Source organism: Anaerococcus sp. AGMB09787, from assembly GCF_022808955.1.
Classification (GTDB): domain Bacteria; phylum Bacillota; class Clostridia; order Tissierellales; family Peptoniphilaceae; genus Anaerococcus.
On record NZ_JAKZEY010000007.1, the window covers coordinates 17,031 to 34,576 of the forward strand.

General features: G+C 36.5%; 16 protein-coding genes and 1 tRNA gene. 3 read left to right on the forward strand and 14 right to left on the reverse strand.

Annotated features, from left to right (window positions below; all coding sequences use genetic code 11):
- Positions 1 to 5: 5 nt before the first annotated feature.
- From MUN42_RS02550 to MUN42_RS02600, 11 genes are all read right to left on the reverse strand, one after another.
- Positions 6 to 1,193: a MalY/PatB family protein gene (locus MUN42_RS02550; protein ID WP_243342732.1), complete on the reverse strand. Its 1,188-nt coding sequence runs from the start codon at positions 1,191 to 1,193 to the stop codon at positions 6 to 8.
- A 53-nt stretch (positions 1,194 to 1,246) separates the two neighbouring features.
- Positions 1,247 to 2,380 (reverse strand): FAD:protein FMN transferase, encoded by a 1,134-nt coding sequence (locus MUN42_RS02555; protein ID WP_243342734.1) that lies wholly within the window; start codon positions 2,378 to 2,380, stop codon positions 1,247 to 1,249.
- Entirely contained in the window at positions 2,377 to 2,844 is a 468-nt protein-coding gene (locus MUN42_RS02560) for an acyl carrier protein (protein ID WP_243342736.1), read from the reverse strand. Before MUN42_RS02560 ends, MUN42_RS02555 begins: the two co-directional genes overlap by 4 nt.
- Positions 2,822 to 4,645, reverse strand: coding sequence for a 1,4-alpha-glucan branching protein GlgB (gene glgB / locus MUN42_RS02565; RefSeq protein WP_243342738.1), 1,824 nt, complete (start codon positions 4,643 to 4,645; stop codon positions 2,822 to 2,824). Before glgB ends, MUN42_RS02560 begins: the two co-directional genes overlap by 23 nt.
- Before the next feature lies 1 nt (position 4,646).
- On the reverse strand, positions 4,647 to 5,264 hold the full coding sequence (gene udk, locus MUN42_RS02570) for a uridine kinase (protein ID WP_243342740.1): 618 nt from the start codon (positions 5,262 to 5,264) through the stop codon (positions 4,647 to 4,649).
- Positions 5,261 to 6,208, reverse strand: a complete 948-nt coding sequence (locus tag MUN42_RS02575) for an NAD(P)-dependent oxidoreductase (protein ID WP_243342741.1) — start codon at positions 6,206 to 6,208, stop codon at positions 5,261 to 5,263. Before MUN42_RS02575 ends, udk begins: the two co-directional genes overlap by 4 nt.
- A 201-nt stretch (positions 6,209 to 6,409) precedes the next feature.
- Positions 6,410 to 6,940: a nucleoside deaminase gene (locus MUN42_RS02580; protein ID WP_243342742.1), complete on the reverse strand. Its 531-nt coding sequence runs from the start codon at positions 6,938 to 6,940 to the stop codon at positions 6,410 to 6,412.
- 48 nt (positions 6,941 to 6,988) lie between these two features.
- Positions 6,989 to 7,065, reverse strand: a tRNA-Arg gene (locus tag MUN42_RS02585).
- A 49-nt stretch (positions 7,066 to 7,114) separates the two neighbouring features.
- Positions 7,115 to 8,326 (reverse strand): D-alanyl-D-alanine carboxypeptidase family protein, encoded by a 1,212-nt coding sequence (locus tag MUN42_RS02590; RefSeq protein ID WP_243342743.1) that lies wholly within the window; start codon positions 8,324 to 8,326, stop codon positions 7,115 to 7,117.
- A 5-nt stretch (positions 8,327 to 8,331) separates the two neighbouring features.
- Entirely contained in the window at positions 8,332 to 9,162 is an 831-nt protein-coding gene (locus MUN42_RS02595; RefSeq protein WP_243342744.1) for an aminoglycoside 6-adenylyltransferase, read from the reverse strand.
- Positions 9,155 to 9,742 carry a CoA pyrophosphatase gene (locus tag MUN42_RS02600; RefSeq protein WP_243342745.1) on the reverse strand — a complete coding sequence of 196 codons (588 nt, stop codon included), beginning with the start codon at positions 9,740 to 9,742 and terminating at the stop codon, positions 9,155 to 9,157. Before MUN42_RS02600 ends, MUN42_RS02595 begins: the two co-directional genes overlap by 8 nt.
- Before the next feature lie 97 nt (positions 9,743 to 9,839).
- Here MUN42_RS02600 and mscL point away from each other — a divergent pair, with 97 nt between their 5' ends.
- The 3 genes from mscL (at position 9,840) to MUN42_RS02615 (ending at position 12,752) form a co-directional block, all read left to right on the forward strand.
- Positions 9,840 to 10,256 carry a large conductance mechanosensitive channel protein MscL gene (mscL, locus tag MUN42_RS02605; RefSeq protein ID WP_243342746.1) on the forward strand — a complete coding sequence of 139 codons (417 nt, stop codon included), beginning with the start codon at positions 9,840 to 9,842 and terminating at the stop codon, positions 10,254 to 10,256.
- 745 nt (positions 10,257 to 11,001) lie between these two features.
- The gene (locus tag MUN42_RS02610; RefSeq protein WP_243342747.1) at positions 11,002 to 11,196 is read left to right on the forward strand and encodes a hypothetical protein; all 195 of its coding nucleotides are present in this window, start codon (positions 11,002 to 11,004) and stop codon (positions 11,194 to 11,196) included.
- Positions 11,197 to 11,207: 11 nt separating this feature from the next.
- Complete coding sequence (locus MUN42_RS02615) at positions 11,208 to 12,752, forward strand: ABC transporter ATP-binding protein (RefSeq protein WP_243342748.1); 1,545 nt, start codon at positions 11,208 to 11,210, stop codon at positions 12,750 to 12,752.
- Positions 12,753 to 12,900: 148 nt separating this feature from the next.
- Here the strand turns inward: MUN42_RS02615 and topA are convergent, their stop codons facing one another.
- From topA to MUN42_RS02630, 3 genes are read right to left on the reverse strand one after another with little or no spacing between them, the layout of a single operon-like run.
- A complete protein-coding gene (gene topA, locus MUN42_RS02620) occupies positions 12,901 to 14,958 on the reverse strand; it encodes a type I DNA topoisomerase (RefSeq protein ID WP_243342749.1) in 2,058 nt (685 codons plus the stop codon).
- 4 nt (positions 14,959 to 14,962) lie between these two features.
- Positions 14,963 to 16,054 carry a DNA-processing protein DprA gene (gene dprA / locus MUN42_RS02625; protein WP_243342750.1) on the reverse strand — a complete coding sequence of 364 codons (1,092 nt, stop codon included), beginning with the start codon at positions 16,052 to 16,054 and terminating at the stop codon, positions 14,963 to 14,965.
- Between the two features lie 23 nt (positions 16,055 to 16,077).
- Positions 16,078 to 17,544 (reverse strand): hypothetical protein, encoded by a 1,467-nt coding sequence (locus MUN42_RS02630; protein WP_243342753.1) that lies wholly within the window; start codon positions 17,542 to 17,544, stop codon positions 16,078 to 16,080.
- Positions 17,545 to 17,546 lie beyond the last annotated feature (2 nt).

Consider the following 17,546-nt stretch of genomic DNA (forward strand, 5'->3'; position numbering starts at 1 on the left):
CTCCCTTATTTTTCTAAATTGTCTAATGCCATATCAAGTCTATCCATGGCATCTATTATAACTGACCTAGGTGCTGCAAGATTTATTCTCTCAAAGCCTTCCCCTTCCACTCCAAAGATATAGCCCTCATCTAGGAATAACTTAGCTTTCTCGGTCATAAAATCTTCTAAGTTCCTAGGATCCATTTCCAAGGCCCTAAAGTCTATCCAATCAAGGTAGGTTCCCTCTATTAGATTTGCCTTTATCCTTGGGTGTCTTTCTTTGAAGAACTTGTGAACATATCTTTGGTTTTCATCAATCACCTCGATGCATTCTCTTAGCCAGTCCCTGCATTCATTGTAGGCTATTTCACAGGCCTTATAGGCAATGGATGAGGTAGTTTTTAGAGATATGCCATCAAGACCACTGGTAAATTTCTCACGAAGTGCCTTGTTTTTTATTATTATATTTGATACTGATAGACCTGCTAGGTTAAAGGTCTTGGTAGGGGCAGTCATGGTTATAGTCCTATCAGCAAGGTCTTCGTCTATAGTTTGGAAGACTGTGTGGCTAAATCCTGGCATGATTAAGTCAAAGTGGATCTCATCAGATAGGAGGAAGAGGTCATTTGCCTTAATTATTTCAGCAAGCCTTGCTAACTCTTCCTTGGTCCACACCCTACCTACAGGATTGTGAGGAGAACAAAAGAGAAGAATCTTGTTTGCTGGGTCCTTTGCTAGATTTTCAAAAAGATTGAAGTCTATTTCGTAATGGCCCTCCTTATTTATTAGCGGACACCTAACAAGCTTACGGTTTTGTCTTTCTATAGCAAAAGAAAAAGGGTGGTAAACTGGTGGCATAATAATGACCCCATCTCCTATATTTGTAAGTGTCCTAATGGCATTAAAGATAGCCGGCACAACTCCTGGGGTATTTATAATCCAGTCTTTTTCTATAGGGAAATTATGTTCTTCCTCCATAAAAGAAATTACAGCCTCATAATAAGACCTGTTAGGAAGTCCATAACCCAAAAAGTCCCTATCTAAAAACTTCTTTATTCCATCTATCAACTTAGCTGGATGTTTAAATTCCATATCAGCTACAGAAAGTGGTACTATACCCTTTTCTAGCTTAGGATTTTTTCCTTCCATCTCCTTCCACTTGGCTGATCCTAGGTCTCTCCTATCCAATACAGTTTCAAAATCATATATCATATCTTTCTCCTCATATGCTAATAACAAAAATAGAGGGTCCTAGCCCTCAATTTCTAATCTAGATCGAAGTCTTTATCTTCAATCTCATCCCAACCTTCTGATTTGTACTCATTACCTTCAGTATCTATCCAATAACCCAGGGCATTATTCTCATCCAAGATCTTTTGGCCCTCTTCTTGATCAATAAGGAATAGGTAGGTTGATAGGGTATCTGCTAGAGCAATACTATCTGTAGTTACCGAAACACTTTTCCACTTATCTGAGGGATAATTTGTTTCTGGATCAATTATATGGTGGTAGTTTTTTCCATCTACTGTGAAGTATCTTTGGTAGTCCCCACTTGTTACAAAAGCAGTGTCGCTCACATCAACAACTGCAGCATAAGGCTTATCTTTTTGGTCTAGGAAGGGATTTTGAACGGCAATTTTCCACTTACCTTCCTCATTATTAGGATTTAGACCTATAATAACATCATCTCCACCTACTGACAAGAGTCCGCTGGTAAAGCCTTCATTCTTTAGGACTTCTGCTATTTTTTCTGTAGCAAAACCCTTACCTATAGCTCCTATATCTATCCTAACCTCAGGGTCTTTTATGAATACTGTTGAATTTTCATGGTCAACTTCTATTGCATCTATATCCTTATGCTTAGCTGCTTCTTCTAGTTCCTTATCACTTGGTATAGCTACACTATCAGGGTCCTTGGTTGCTATATCCCTATAATTATGCCAAACTTCAAGCACCCTACCCAGGGCAATATTTATCTTCCCACCAGTTAACTCATACATCTCTTTTGAGTAGTCGATAAGTTCTATAATCTCAGGCTCAACTTTTACAGGTTCTACTCCGGCCTTATCATTTATAGTCTTAAAATTATTGACTCCCTCAAATTCATCATAGGAATTGTAAAGTTTGTGGTACTTGGCAAGTTCTTTTTCTAATACCTCGCTAATCCTCTTAAACTCATCCTCATCATCACTGTAGGTTAGGAGGGTGGTTACTGTATCAAAGTACTCGTAGTAGGTCTTGTCTAGCTTTTTTACACTTCTTGAATCAGACGTCTCATTCTCTCTTATATCTTCAACTTCCTCTATATCCTTAACTTCCTTTGGGTCTACCTTATCATTGGCACAGCCTGTAATAAGTGTAGCAAGGGCAAGGATATAAACTATCTTCTTTAAACTCATAATTTGTTAATGTTAATAATCTCCATGTCCTTATTTATAGGAATTTCTTCATCCAAGGCCCAGTTTAGCAGGAGTCCTGCTATTGCTTGTCTTTGGAATTCGTTCCACTCTTTGTCAAGACCTAGCTCATAGACCTTATCCATAAATTCTTCCCTAGGTGAAATTCCCTCATAGCTATCTACAAAATTATCCCTTGTCTGTCTACTAAGCTTTGACAAAAAGGCAGACCTTAAGTCCTGTTCGCAAAGTTCATCTTCAGTAGGCATAAGTATATAATTTTCTACATCTGAGTCTATATCAATATAATTTGCTTCTATATCTTCTACGCTTTCGATTTCCTTATTAATTCTAACAAAATCTAAGGATTCAGTATTAAGCCACATATTTTTAAGATATGAATCTTCATCTACCAGGGTCCATTTTTCAACAAGCCATGATAGGTTAATAGGCTTTTTTTCCTTCATAAGTATCTATCTTTAGTATAAGAGCCTCATATTCCCAAAGCTCTACTACCAAGTCTTCTCCTTTCTTGATTATTTTCTTACGGTCAGCATCCCTGCTGCCCCCGTATTTTTTATCTAAATTATTTAAAACTTCTTTAAATATTAAATTTTCATCATAAGGGATGTGATAGGCTCCCTTGTAGGTATTGGTCATATTTAGTATAACCAAAAATCTCTCATCTCCTGCCCTTCTCTCATAGGCAAAGACAGAATTTTCATTATCATCTACTACCTTCCACTCAAATCCTTCTTCCTCGTAGTCTTTTTCATAGAAGACCTTGTTATCCTTATAGAGATAATTCAAGTCCCTGACATACCTGTTCAAATCATCGTGGACAGGGAATTTTAATATGTCCCAATTTATGGAAGCATTCTCATTCCACTCATCAAAGGTCGCAATGTCGTTGCCCATAAAGTTTAATTTTTTGCCAGGATGGGTCATTTGGTAGGTATATAAGAGTTTTAGTTCCTTAAAGCTATCCTCATAGGACCCACTCATCTTCTTAATCATAGACCCCTTCAAGTGGACAACTTCGTCATGGCTTAGGGGCAAGATGAAATTTTCATTATAAAAGTAGAACATAGAAAAATTGATGTACTTTTGATAGTCAATCCTATTAAAAGAATCAACCTTAAAATACCTCAAAGTATCATTCATCCAACCCAAATCCCACTTGTAGTCAAAGCCTAGTCCACCTTCATCTACAGGGCTTGTAACATCAGGATAATCTGAGCTATCCTCTGCAATAAGCATAACATTTGGATACTTGTCATTAATAGTCCTACTTAGATCTTTCAAGAAGGAAATATTATCCCTGTGAGGTCCACGATTTTTGTTGCCACTATAGTAAATCATATAGGACACTGCATCTACCCTTATTCCATCAAAATGGAAGTTTTCTATCCAGTAGGTAAATACTGACTTCATAAAGGACCTTACGTGTCCCTTAGAATAGTCAAAATTGTTTGAACCCCATTCGCTGTATTTTAGGTCCTGATACTTGGACTCATACATGGCAGTTCCATCAAAATGGTCTAGTCCAAAGGCGTCTGATGCAAAATGAACTGTAACCATATCGAGGATTACCCCTATGCCATTTTGGTGAAGGAGGTCCACAAAGTTCTTTAAGTCTCGGACACTTCCATACCTGCTAGAGGTCGCAAAAAATCCACTAGATTGGTAGCCCCAAGATGGATAGAAGGGATGCTCTGTAACAGGCATAATCTCGATATGGGTGTAGCCCATCTTCTTGACATAGGCTATTAGCTTATCCACTATATCTAGGAAATTAACCCTATCAGAAAGCCTAAGCCATGAGCCAATATGGATCTCATAGATATTCATAGGCCTATCGAAGTTCTTGCTCCTAGTTTCTAAGTATTCTCCATCATGGAAGTCATAGGACTCATCTACTATAAGGCTAGCAAAGTCCCCCTCGGCATTCATAGATCTTCCATAGGGGTCAGCCTTTTCTATAAAGTTAGAATCCTTGCCTATGACAAACTTGTAGTAGTCCCCTTCCCTGGCAGGGACTCTAAGGTAAAAATAACCATACTTAGGATTTTTGGTCATTTTAAGCCCTTGCCATGAAGAAAAATCTCCCTTTAGGTAAACTTCGTCAGCCTCTGGTGCATAGAGTCTAAAGGTGTATATTCCATCATCGTTTTTGATAGGTCCAAAGATTTCAAAGCCCCTAGAAGTGTCTCCCCTTATATAATCTTCTATTAACTTATGGTCTATTTCGCTTATGCTTACTTTCATCTTATCCCTCGATTAAATGAGCTATATGCCTCTTTAAGATTTGAATGCCCTTGAGGTTTCTAGCTCCCCTAGGGATTATTATGTCGGCATATTTTTTGCTAGGCTCTATATAGGTTTCGTGCATGGGTTTAACTTGGGAAATATATTGAGCTAGAACAGATTCTAATGACCTGCCTCGCTCCTTGGTATCCCTCAATATTCTTCTTTGCAATCTCACATCGCTATCAGCATCTACAAATACCTTTGTATCAGTGATAGACCTTATCCTCTCATCATAAAGGACCAAAATTCCCTCTATCAAGATGATCTTCTTTGGCTTGACCCTAATTGTTTCCTTGGCCCTAGTGTGGAGGTTGTAATCATAAGTTGGCATATCAATCTCCCTACCATCTAAGAGCTTCAATAGGTCCTTGTAGAAAAGATCATTGTCAAAGGCACCTGGATAATCATAGTTTAATTTTTTCCTTTGGTCAAAATCTATATCGTCATGGGCCTTATAGTAATTATCATGGCCAATTACTACCAAATCGTCCTTAAACCATTCACTAATTTCTCTCACTATAGAAGATTTGCCGCTAGCAGAACCTCCCGCTATGGCCACGATTTTCACATCACTCATAGTTTTATCTCGTTAACAATCTCTCCATCTAGATATTTGTATAGGTTATCAAAGACAATTCCTGCTCTGATTTCCATAGCTTCTCTTGTGTAGAAGGCAACGTGGTTAGTTAGGATTACATTCTTAGCATTCCTAAGTGGGTAGTCTTCTGGAAGTGGTGGTTCCATATCGAATACATCTATACCAGCTCTTAGTTTATCTTCATTAAGTAGTTTAGCTAGGTAGTCATTATCTACAACAGCACCCCTAGCGCAGTTAATTAGAACAGCTCCCTCTTTCATTAGGTCAAGTTCTTCCTTGCCTAGGAAGTGTTTTGTTTCCTTGTTGTTTGGTATATGGAGTGATACTATATCGCTTTCTTTAAGGAGGGTTTGTAGGTCTACATACTTAACACCCTTAGCCTTAATTTCTTCCTTTTCACTTCTAGAATATGCAATTATATCACATCCAAAAACTTGTAGCAAGTCGATTAATTTTTCACCGATATGGCCTGTTCCTATAACACCAAAGGTCTTGCCCTTGATTAGTTCTCCAAGTAAAGGATTAGTCTTGCCATCAAAAATATTTTCTCTATTTTTGTTAAACTTTCTCAAAACTCCAATTGTTAGACCAATTACTAATTCTGCGACACTATCATCACTGTAGCCACTAGCATTTAGGACCTTGATACCCTTTTCTTTAGCTGCATCTAGGTCTACGTGGTCCACACCTGTAAAGGCAACATCGATCAATTCTAGATTTGTATTGTTGATAACTTCTGCTGATAGTGGTTTGTTGGTTATAATAGCAACATCGCTATCCTTAAGTCTTTCGATTTTTTCTTCATCGCTTGAAGCACTTTGGTCAAAATACTCAAATTCATGACCTAGTTCTTCGATTTTTTTCTTATTTTCATCTATAATACTTTGATCAACTTCTAATGGGTCTATTAAAGAAATTTTCATAATACTCTCCTTTTATTCATACTTGTTCTACTTATTATTATACTTCAAATACTATTTTTTAAAGAAATACCCCCGATTAATAAAGCTAAAATTCTAGGAAGGACCTTATAAGCAAAACTATAAACAAAAAAAGCCAGTGCCTGGACTCAACTCAAGTTCCATAGCTACTGGTCATTGTAGTCAGTATATGCCTTAAATATTTTAATCCTCAAGGCTTTTATTAAGCTTTGCCTTCACTTCCTTTTTCTTAAGTTTGCTTCTCTTCCTTAGCATTTTAAAAAAAGATTGGAGTTCATAAAGGGATTCTTCTTCCAGGAGGGAAAATTCTGGGTCGATCCAATGGAGGCCATTTCTATCACTTATGACATCGACATTTGACCCACAGGCTCCTCTTTTATGGTCACGAAGTCCTATTACAAGCCTATCAATCCTAGAATTTATTATGGCCCCTGCACACATGACACATGGCTCCATGGTCACATACATTGTGCAGCCTTCTAGCCTAAAATCATCCATAAACTTACTAGCTTCATCTATGGCCATGATTTCTGCATGGTAGATGGCAGACTTGCCCTTGTAGGTAAAATTATGTCCCCTACCGATAATCTTTCCCTCGTAGACTATGACAGCTCCTACCGGCACTTCCTCAATAAATCTCGCGAATCTCGCTTCATTTAAGGCTTCTTCCATAAAAAATATATCTTGGTCTGAAAATTTTTGTCTTTCTTCCATAAAATCCCCATATAAAAAATTGGCTGCTGCCTAAGCAACAACCATACTTGGTGTACCGGAGAGGATTCGAACCTCCGACACCCGCCTTAGGAGGGCGGTGCTCTATCCAGCTGAGCTACCGATACTTAAAAAATAAAGAATGCACTTAAGCATTCCTTATTATTATACGACAATTTATCTAGCAATCAATAGGTCAATCATAAAATTTACAGAATTTCCTATAGTTCTAAATATTTTCCCGAAGGTAGAGGCCTGAGCCACGTCATTTTGAGCAACCAAATTGACCTCATAGCTTTCATCATCATATGTAACATAAACTTTTCCAAGGACATCTCCCTTTTTGATAGGGGCTTGTATATTTTCATTTATAGATACCTTTTTAGATACAATCTTGTCATCCTTTGATACTATAGTTATATTTTGGTCAGGATATAGGTCGACATAACCTTGCTTGGCTGATATCAAATCAAGGCTCTTTACACTTTCCTTGGTACTAAGGACATCCTTATAGGAATAGTAGCGGCTTATATAATAAATTAAATCGCTCATTACAGAATTCCTAGTATCCTTTTGGTCTGCTCCCATAACCACACCTATGCACCTGAAGTTATCAGATGGATCTACTCCTGCCATATCAACTGTAGTTATTAGGCAATAGCCAGCCTTCTCTGTTGTTCCTGTCTTTAGTCCATCAACTCCTCCTATGTCATCCATTAGGGGAATGGTTGATGGTTCACTTATGCCCTTATCAGGAAGGCTTACCTCATCCATAGTAGTGTACTTGCTTATATCTGGATAAGTTTTTCTTATATATTGGGCAAGTTTAAAGAGGTCCCTGGCTGATGAAGTATTTTCCTTGCCATCTTCTGTTTCTATACCTGATGCATTGTAGTAGCGTTGACTAGCAAGGCCCAGTTCGTTGGCCTTATCATTCATTTTTTGAGCAAATTTTTCTTCGCTCCCTGCTAGAGATTTTGCCAAGAGATAGGCGCAGTCATTACCACTTACCACAAGGAGACCTTGGATAAGCTCTTCAACTGTGTATTCTTCCCCTTCTTCTAGGCCCAAGGCACTATATTCCCAGGAAGTTAATTTCTCAGTTTCTTCATCTGCCTTAAACTTTGTATCTAGGGTGATCTCGCCGTTATCTATGGCCTCTTGGGTCAAAAGATAGGTCATTAGCTTAGTCAATGATGCTATAGCTCTACTATCATCGGCGTTTTTTTCGTAGTATATTTCCCCACTTTCTTCATTTCCTATAAGGTAGGCTTCTACATTCTCATCAAGACCAACAACCCTGCCTTCGCCTTGGGCATAGGCTAGATTTATAGGGAAAAGTAAAATTATACTTAAAATTATTGATCCAATTACCTTAACTCTTTTCATAAAACCTACCTCAACAAAGCTTCTAGCTTCTTATAATTTTTTCTTAGTAATTTTAGAGTCTTGACATCAGCTTCTTTGTTGTATTCGTAGCCAAGCTTCTCAGCTTCTGCCATACCCACTTTTCTAAAGAGGCCACAGGCCTTAAAGAGACAGTTATAAATATCAAGTGGATCATTGGTCGCAAAGGTTAGCTCAAAATCTTCCTTGATTTCTTTACTGAGGGTTTGATCAAAGTTTTTTCCATCAAGCCCCATATCCCTTAGACCAAAGAACTTGTTAATCACATAGAAATTAAGCATCTTTGAAAGCTCACTTCTAAGCTTATCCATAACAAGAGATGAGGCTATCACATCGTTTTGACCAAGATAGAGGCTAACCTCGTAGGCTCTGGCAAAAAAACTATCCACAGTAGCCTTAAACTCATACTCCTTAGGAAGGTCATACTTAAAGTTTTTGTTAGGATTTATTTGACCTAGGTCAGACCTATTGTAAATAAATTCTATATCCTTAGGAATTTGCCTAATAAAATCTTCCAGAAAATCATAGGCAATGATGCTTTCTGATATCTTGACCCCTCTTTCCGTAAAGGCCTCTAGGATGGTATAATTTTGCCTATCCTTATCAAGGGCAAAGGAAGATTTGACCCTATTTATCAAAAATACATCAGTAAACAAGGACTTCAATTCTTCTTCAAGTTTTCCAACAATAACCTCATCAACCACTGTACAGAGGTCCACAAAGTCCTCATCAGTATTGGACTTTAGATAAAAGATAGAAACAACCTTGTCATTATACTTGCCATATTCAATAAAACGATTTTTTATATCATTATTCATCTTTATGCCAGCTTTCTATAAAATTTTTCAAAAGTTTTGCAGTAAGTCCCCATACAACCGGATCTGTATCATAAAAATACATATCATTATACCCTGTTATAAACTTATAGTCCCTACCATTGGGTATCTTATCGAAAGGAAAATCTTTAGGAAAGTCCATCTTGTAGGGAGCCCTGTACCTAATTGGCGGATTTTTCTTTAGAAAATCTATATCTAGGGTAAAAAGCCTCTCCACTTCTTCATTAAAATCAATATCTTCTATATTTCTATTTATTCTACCATAAAAGGCCTTGATATGCCTATATGAAGAAGTCAAAATCATAGAGGAATAACCCAGATATTCTATATCTTCTCTAAGTAGGTTAAGCTCTTCCATAGTCTCTCTTATGGCAGCCTCCTTAAAGTCTTCCCCTTCCTCCACACTTCCTCCAGGAAAAGAAACCTCTCCCCCTTGAGATATATCCTTACTTCTAACCTCAAATAAAATTTGATCTACACCATCTACCCTTATAATTGGTATGAAGATAGCATAATTTTTAAGTCTATTAAAAAATTCTTCGTCTACTTGTAAATTTTTCATAATACTCCTTTATAAAATCATATTAAATAATACATTTAAAGTCAAATTTAAAATAAGGGGTATACTCATTAAGTAGAACAAAATAATAGGAGGACTTATGTTCAAAGAATTTAAGGAATTTATTGCACGTGGTAATGTAATCGATATGGCTATAGGTCTAGTAATGGGATCTGCCTTTACAGCTATAGTAAATGCAGTAGTTGATAACATCCTAATGCCCATTATATCAGGCCTTACAGCTGGAGTTAACTATGAGGATATAGTTTTAACAATTGGTGGATCAACCCTAAAGATTGGTCTAGTTATAAACGCTATTATTTCATTCTTGATTATATCCTTGTTTATGTTCTTTGTTGTAAAGGCAATCAATGCTATGAGAAGAGACAAAGATGAAGTCGAAAAAGCTCCAACTACCAAGACCTGCCCATACTGCCATAGTGAAATCCCAGTAGACGCTATTAGGTGTCCACATTGTACATCAAAACTTGAAGGATACGCAAATCCTCTAGAATAATAAATAGGTGGTGACAAAGATTATCCAAGTTAATCTAAGTCCCCACCTTTTTTCTTTGTTTCTATATATAATATATTAAGCTTATACTGTTAAAATACAAGCAATTAATTATTGGTCATCAATTATTCTTTCCTACATCGGGGCTGTTGCAAAAATATGACTAATCATCGTCCCATCGTTAGAAGCTTGTCTTAGACAATTTGAGACTAGCCTGTCGGCTCATGGAGACAAGCCTGTCGGCTCTAAGAGACAAGCCCGTCGGCTCATGGAGACCTAGCCCGTCGGCTCTTTGAGACCTAGCCCGTCGGCTCATAGAATCCAAATTGTCGTATATGTTCTTCTAACGTTATCGGGACGATTTATTCATTCTACAACGCCCCTTTTTTACTAACTCGTGTTTCTTAAGTTCATATAAAATAACAATTATCAGATAATTATTAATATTTAAAAATAATTATTGACAAATATTTATTCTTATAGTACTGTTATTATAATTTTATTAGGCTAATGAGATAAATATGAAAGGAGATCAATCGATTTATGATAATAGATTTAAGATTACCAGTAGATATACTTATACCTTTATGTACTAATTCATCACATTCTTGTGGCGGTGGACGTTTAATTATATAATTTGTGATAAATTTTAATAATATTATTATTTTAAAATAAATAAAGCAAAATTTTTTACTTATTAAGCCATCAGTCTATTAAAGTTTTTAATTTTTCTTTTAGGAGGAGTTATATGAAGGAAAACTTTATAAAAATAAAAAAGATTAAAGGAAAAAAATTTTTATTTGATTCAAAGAATATGATACTTATTTTAAAAAATGTGTGCGAAAGAGAAAAAAGATTTGACTATGCACTAGAGAAAGTACTAGAAAAAATAGTAACTGGTGAAATAAATAAGATAAGAGATAATTTTATAAATTATATATGAGGTAAAATTTTATGCAATACATAAAACACACAATTAAAAATCATAGAAAAACATCTGCCTGGCTAGTAATTGGAGTAAGCCTTTGTAATATCCTAGCTCTTTTATATAATTATAACTTCAAATATGTAATCGATGCTGTTGTAGCAAAAGATATTAACCTAGCTTTAAAAAATTTTATTTTACTTGTCATTTTACAAATCTTTGTTACTCTAGGCACTCTATTAGTCTATGATTATTATTTAAAAATCTTTCAAAAAAAGATAGAACGTGGGATAAGATATGACCTTATGAAAGAGATTTTAGCTTGGCCTTTCTCTAAGTCCAAAGATATTTCCTCTGGCAAGCTATCTACTCTAATTAACCAAGATGTAAGCCAAATTGGCCAATATGTTTCTTTATATGATTTTATGTTAGTAGCCAATACACTTAGATTTTTCATCACTTACTTTCTTCTCTTTACATTGGATAGATTAATAGCTCTTGTAGTCTTATTATCAGTTCCCCTTTATTATCTGCTTACTAAGTTTACCCTAGAGCCTATGAAAAATTTCGTAGATGAAGGCTACATACAAAAAGATAAATTAAATAATTCTTTTATAGATATTTTAAATAATCTGATGACAATAAAATCATACAAGCTAGAAAATATAATAGGTAATGAAGCAGAAAAAAAGACAAATGAGCTTTATCTTAAAGAAAAGGGGCTTCAAAAATGGACAGCCATCTTTTATTTTATAAGAAACTTCCTAACAAGCTTTATGCCAGTAGCAATCTTGGGCTTATCTATTGTAAGAATCATATCAGGTAATATGACCATAGGAACTATGGTTGCTATTTTTGGTTTTTTAGATGCTGTGTATCTACCAATTTCAGAACTTTTTTATTTTAAGGCTATGAAAAATAATTTAGAACCTGTAGTTGATAGAATAGAACCAATTATAAATTCTAAGATTAATAAAAATGATATGAGAGATCTATCTTATGGATATCCTATGATTAAAACATCAAACTTATCTTACTCTTATGGTAAAAATCAAGTAATTGATAAGCTAAATTTAAATATAGATAGCCCTGGTCTATATAGGATATGTGGACAAAATGGAAATGGAAAGACTACCTTATTTAACATAATAGCAGGCTTATATAATGATTTTTCAGGAAAAGTTCAATTAAATTTAAGTAAAACTTATCCAAATCTTGCTTACATGAACCAAAATGATACGCTATTTGCGAGCAATTTACTTGATAACATAAGCCTTTTTAATAAAAATAAATTAAATAAGCTTTCACTTGATTTAATAGAAAAATTTAGAAAAAGGGAAGATACCGCTGATAGTTTCTCAGGTGGAGAAAAAAGATTATTTCTTTTCTTAAGAACTATAAATGCAAAGGCCTCCATTTACTTATTCGATGAGCCCTTTGAAGGAGTAGATCCTGTTAACAAAGAAATAATGAAAGATATAATAAGAAATCTAGCCAAAGATAAGATTGTTCTAATAATTACCCATAATGATGATCTATCTAATCTGAGATATAAAAATATAGACCTTAAATAATTTTCGATGGATCTTTAAGAAAATAAATCGTCCCATAGTCTTAGATAAAGCTTCACAATGGTTACTTAACCAGTGGACTTGCATCCACGAAGTGCAAGCCTAGTGATTAACTAGATTTTCTAAGCTGGAACGATTTATTTTTAATTTTTTATCTTCTTTTTTCTTTTACATAATCACAAGATGAGCATCTGATTTCGTCTGTTGACCTATTTTTCTTGTGAACCAAAAGTGAGCCACACTTTGGACAGGTTTCTCCTGTTGGAGGGTCCCAGAGGGCGAAGTCACATTTTGGATAGTTGGAACAACCATAAAATCTCTTGCCTTTTTTGCTGACCTTCTCGATTAGCTCTCCATCACCACATTGAGGGCATTTGACCCCGGTGGATTTGACAATTGACCTTGTATAGTCGCAATCAGGAAAACCGGTACAGCCTATAAATTTACCATTTCTGCCGTGTTTTATGGCGAGATTTCTACCACACTTTGGACATTTTTCGTCAAGGACTTCATCTTTTACCTTGTAGTCCTTGCTATCTTTTTTGACCTCTTTTATATCTTTTTCAAAACTTGAGTAGAAGCTTCCTAGGTCATCCTTCCAGAAGGACTCCCCTTCTGCAATCTTATCGAGCTTATCTTCCATAAATGCCGTAAATTCTATGTTTATAAAGTCCTCAAAGTTTTCTTGGAGAAATTGATTGACAGTTATGCCTAGTTCTGTTGGATAAATGGACTTCCCTTCAAATTCTACATAGTTTCTACTTATTATTTGGTTGATGGTAGCAGAATAGGTAGAAGGTCTGCCTATACCATATTCTTCTAGGGTTTTTACTAAGGAAGCCTCAGTGTACCTTGCTGGAGGCTTGGTAAAGTGTTGGTCCTTATCAATCTTTTCTGCTCCAAAGACATCTCCTTTTTTGAGGTCTGGGAGGATGTTTTCATTTTCCTTGTTTGGATTTAGCTTGTTGTATCCTTCAAAAATCGTAATTTTACCATTGGCCTTAAAGATAATCCCCTCATTATCTAGGCTAACTTGGGTTGATTCATATACATAGTCGCTCATTTGGCTAGCTACTACTCTTTGCCATATTAGCTTGTAGAGTTTGTATTGGGGATCTGATAGGTAGTCCTTTATCTCTATAGGGGTCCTATAGATTGATGTAGGTCTTATGGCCTCGTGAGCGTCTTGTGAGCCTTTTTTCTTGCCTCCATAGGTGTTACCCTTGCCTGCGTAGTCATCACCGTATTTTTCCTTGATGTAGGCTAGAGCATCATTTACTATTTCCTTTGAAATCCTATTGGCATCAGTTCTCATGTAGGTTATTAGTCCGACACTACCCTCACTACCTATGTTTATACCCTCAAATAGTTGTTGGGCTAGCTGCATGGTAAATTTGGTCGAAAAGCCCAACTTATTGGAAGCGTCTTGTTGGAGGGTTGATGTTGTGTAAGGCTTTGGAGGTTTTCTCCTTTTTTTGGTCTTATTAACACCTACTACCTTAAATTTGTCCTTAGATATTTTATTTAAGACCTTATTAGCACCTTCTTCGTTGGAGATTTTTATTTTTTTCTTATCATTGCCATAAAATTCTGAATCGAATTTCATTTTTTGGTAGTTATGGTGGGCTGTTATTGTCCAGTATTCTTCTGGTTTGAAGTCGTCAATTTCTTTTTGCCTATCTACTACAAGTTTTAGGGCAACTGATTGGACTCTACCAGCACTTAGACCACTTTTTACCCTCTTCCATAGGAGGGGACTTAGCTCATATCCTACTATCCTATCCATCACCCTCCTTGCCTGTTGGGCGTCTACTAGGTCTTGGTTGATTTTTCTAGGGTGCTTCATGGCTTCCTTGACATTTTCCTTGGTTATTTCATGGAATTCTACCCTATTTTCATCCTTTGGGTCAAGTCCCAGCAGATATTGGAGGTGCCAGCTAATAGCTTCTCCCTCCCTATCAGGGTCTGTCGCGAGATACACTTTCTCAGCCTTTTCTGATTCTTTTTTTAATTCATTTATAGTTTTAGCCTTGCCCCTAACCTTTATATATTGAGGTTCGAAGTTATTTTCTATATCTACTCCAAACTTGCTCTTGGGAAGGTCTCTCAGGTGGCCTACTGTTGCCATAACCTTGTAATTTCTTCCAAGCATCTTTGATATTGACTTGGCTTTAGTAGGCGATTCTACTATAACTAAATTCTTAGCCAAATTATCACTCCTTTATTGTAAATTCGTCATTTCCTATGTTTTCTATATAATCTTTTAGCTCTAATGAAGTCAAGAGGTAATTTATTTCTTCAACTGGCTTATTAGTTAAGTCGACTAACTTATCTACGCCAATTGATGGATATTCTTCAATATATCTTACTACTAGACCTTCATCTTTATCAAGCCCACTTAGGTCCAAAGTTCTTTTTTCTTCTATCTTTTCTATCAAATAGTCAAGCTCTTCGATTATATCTTCTGCCCTTAGGACGAGTTTTGCCCCCTCTTGGATTAGTTTATTAGTTCCTTTGGAGTAAATGGAATTAATATTGCCAGGCACTGCAAAAACTTCCCTCCCCTGCTCTAAGGCGCACTTGGTCGTTATCATTGTCCCTGATTTTTCCTTGGCTTCTACTACTACTGTTCCTAGGGAAATGCCTGATATGATCCTATTTCTCCTAGGGAAGTTGTAGGCAACAGGTTCTGTGCCTAGGGGAAATTCTGATAAGATAAGGCCCTTCTCCTCCATAGCTTGGTAGAGATCCTTATTTTGCTTGGGATATATCTTATCTATCCCACAGCCTATAACCCCTATGGTTCTCTTGCCCCTATCAAGGGTCTCCCTATGGCAAACTGCATCAATTCCATAGGCAAGACCTGATACAGTAGTAAGGCCGTAGCTAGCTATGTCGGTTACGAGGGTCTTTGTTACCCACCTCCCATAAGGAGTACATTTACGAGAGCCAACAAAGGCTAAAGAATTTTTGTCAGCTAGGCTATCAAGTCTTCCTTTATAGTAAAGGATAGCTGGCCTGTCGTCTATATTTCGTAGGTTAATAGGATAGTCCTCATCGAGAAAGGTTACATAGTCATAGCCATAGGTCTTGACCTTATCATAATAAACCCTGAAGGCTTCGATATTTGTATCAGAGAAGATCTTTTCGTATTGCTTATCTGTCAAAAAATCATAGAACTTCCTATCTCTCTCGAAAAAATTCTCAAATCCTGTCGCATCATAGATTTTTAAAATAAGGGAATTATTTAGGTAAATAAAATTTAAATAAAGGATTACTTCTTCCTTGGTCATCTTGAGATTCATCGGCTAAGCATTCCTCCATAAAACTAATCTATTTCCTTTAGGAATTTCTTGGCATAGTCAAGGTATTCTTCCATAACCTTAATTCTTGCATATTTTTTGTCATTGCCCTCTACCACAATCCATGGGGCATAGTCGGTGGTGGTCCTATCAAGCATTTCATTCATTGCTTCTATATATGGATCCCACTTCTCCCTATTTCTCCAGTCTTCGTCAGTTATCTTGTACCTCTTATCTGGTTCTATCTCCCTATCCTTAAACCTCTCTAGTTGGACATCCTTATCAATAACTACGAAGAACTTGAGGACCATGGTCTTGTTTTTAACTAGGAACTTCTCGAACTTCTTTATTTCTTCAAAGGCCCTGTCCCATTCTCCAATACTCGCAAAGCCCTCTATCCTCTCAACCATGACCCTACCATACCAAGACCTTGAGAAGATTGATACATAGCCCTTCTTGGCAAGTCTATTATAAAATCTCCATAGGTAGTGGTGGCTAAGTTCAAGCTCTGTAGGTGCTGATATGGCGTGGACTGTATAAAGCCTTGGGTCTACATCCTTGATGAGCCTCTTTATGGCCCCGTCCTTACCGGCAGCATCTACCCCCTCAAAGACTAGGGCTGAGGCTATTCCCTTGTCATAGAGCTTATACATGGTCTCTGCTACTTCTTCTTGGAGCTTATCCTTTTTTTCTTGGTATTCTTCATCATCCATGGCCTTCACTAGGTCTAGATTTTCTATAGTGTGGGATTTTTTGTCATAGGACCTCTCGAAAGCTGTTTCATCCTTTTGTTGGTTGCCGACTCTCTCTATACCTAGGGTTAGTATTTCAGACAAAATCCCCAAGACTTCCTTGCTAGCATTCTTGGTATCACTAGCTTCTATGACATTCCACCTAGCGAAGTCAAAGCTAGTTTGCCCTATAATACTTTTAAAGTTTTTCTTAAAGTCCTTATGGTTTTTAACTTGTCTCTTATCAAGGTCCTTAACATAGAAAGATTGCTTGTAGGAATCCTTCAAGTCTTCTAGCCTTTCCTTTTGAGTTTTCTCGTCTATATCTAGGAAGATTTTTATTACTATGGCTTGGTCATCGGTTAGCATTTTTTCAAAATTTTCGATTTCTTCAACCTTAGCCTTGATCTCATCTTTATCAGCATCAAGGTTTTCAAACAAGTCATAATAATAAGACTTGGTTTGGATTTTGATGTGGGATTTGGCTGGAGAATTGACCCAGGCATCCCTTATAAAAGAGTAGTTCCCGTAGTCAGGATTATCCCCTGCTACATCTACATCAAAATACTTGGGGTTAAGGTCCTTACTAAGTTGGCTCACTATATAGCCTCTACCAGAAGATTCCCAGCCGTCTATCAAGATCAATACTGGAATTTTGAAATTCTCGCATATCCTACTTATCCTCGCAAGGTTTGTCCTTAGCTCATCCTTTGAAAAATCAACAAATTTAAAGTCATCTTGTCTTATCTCATTTACTTTCATAG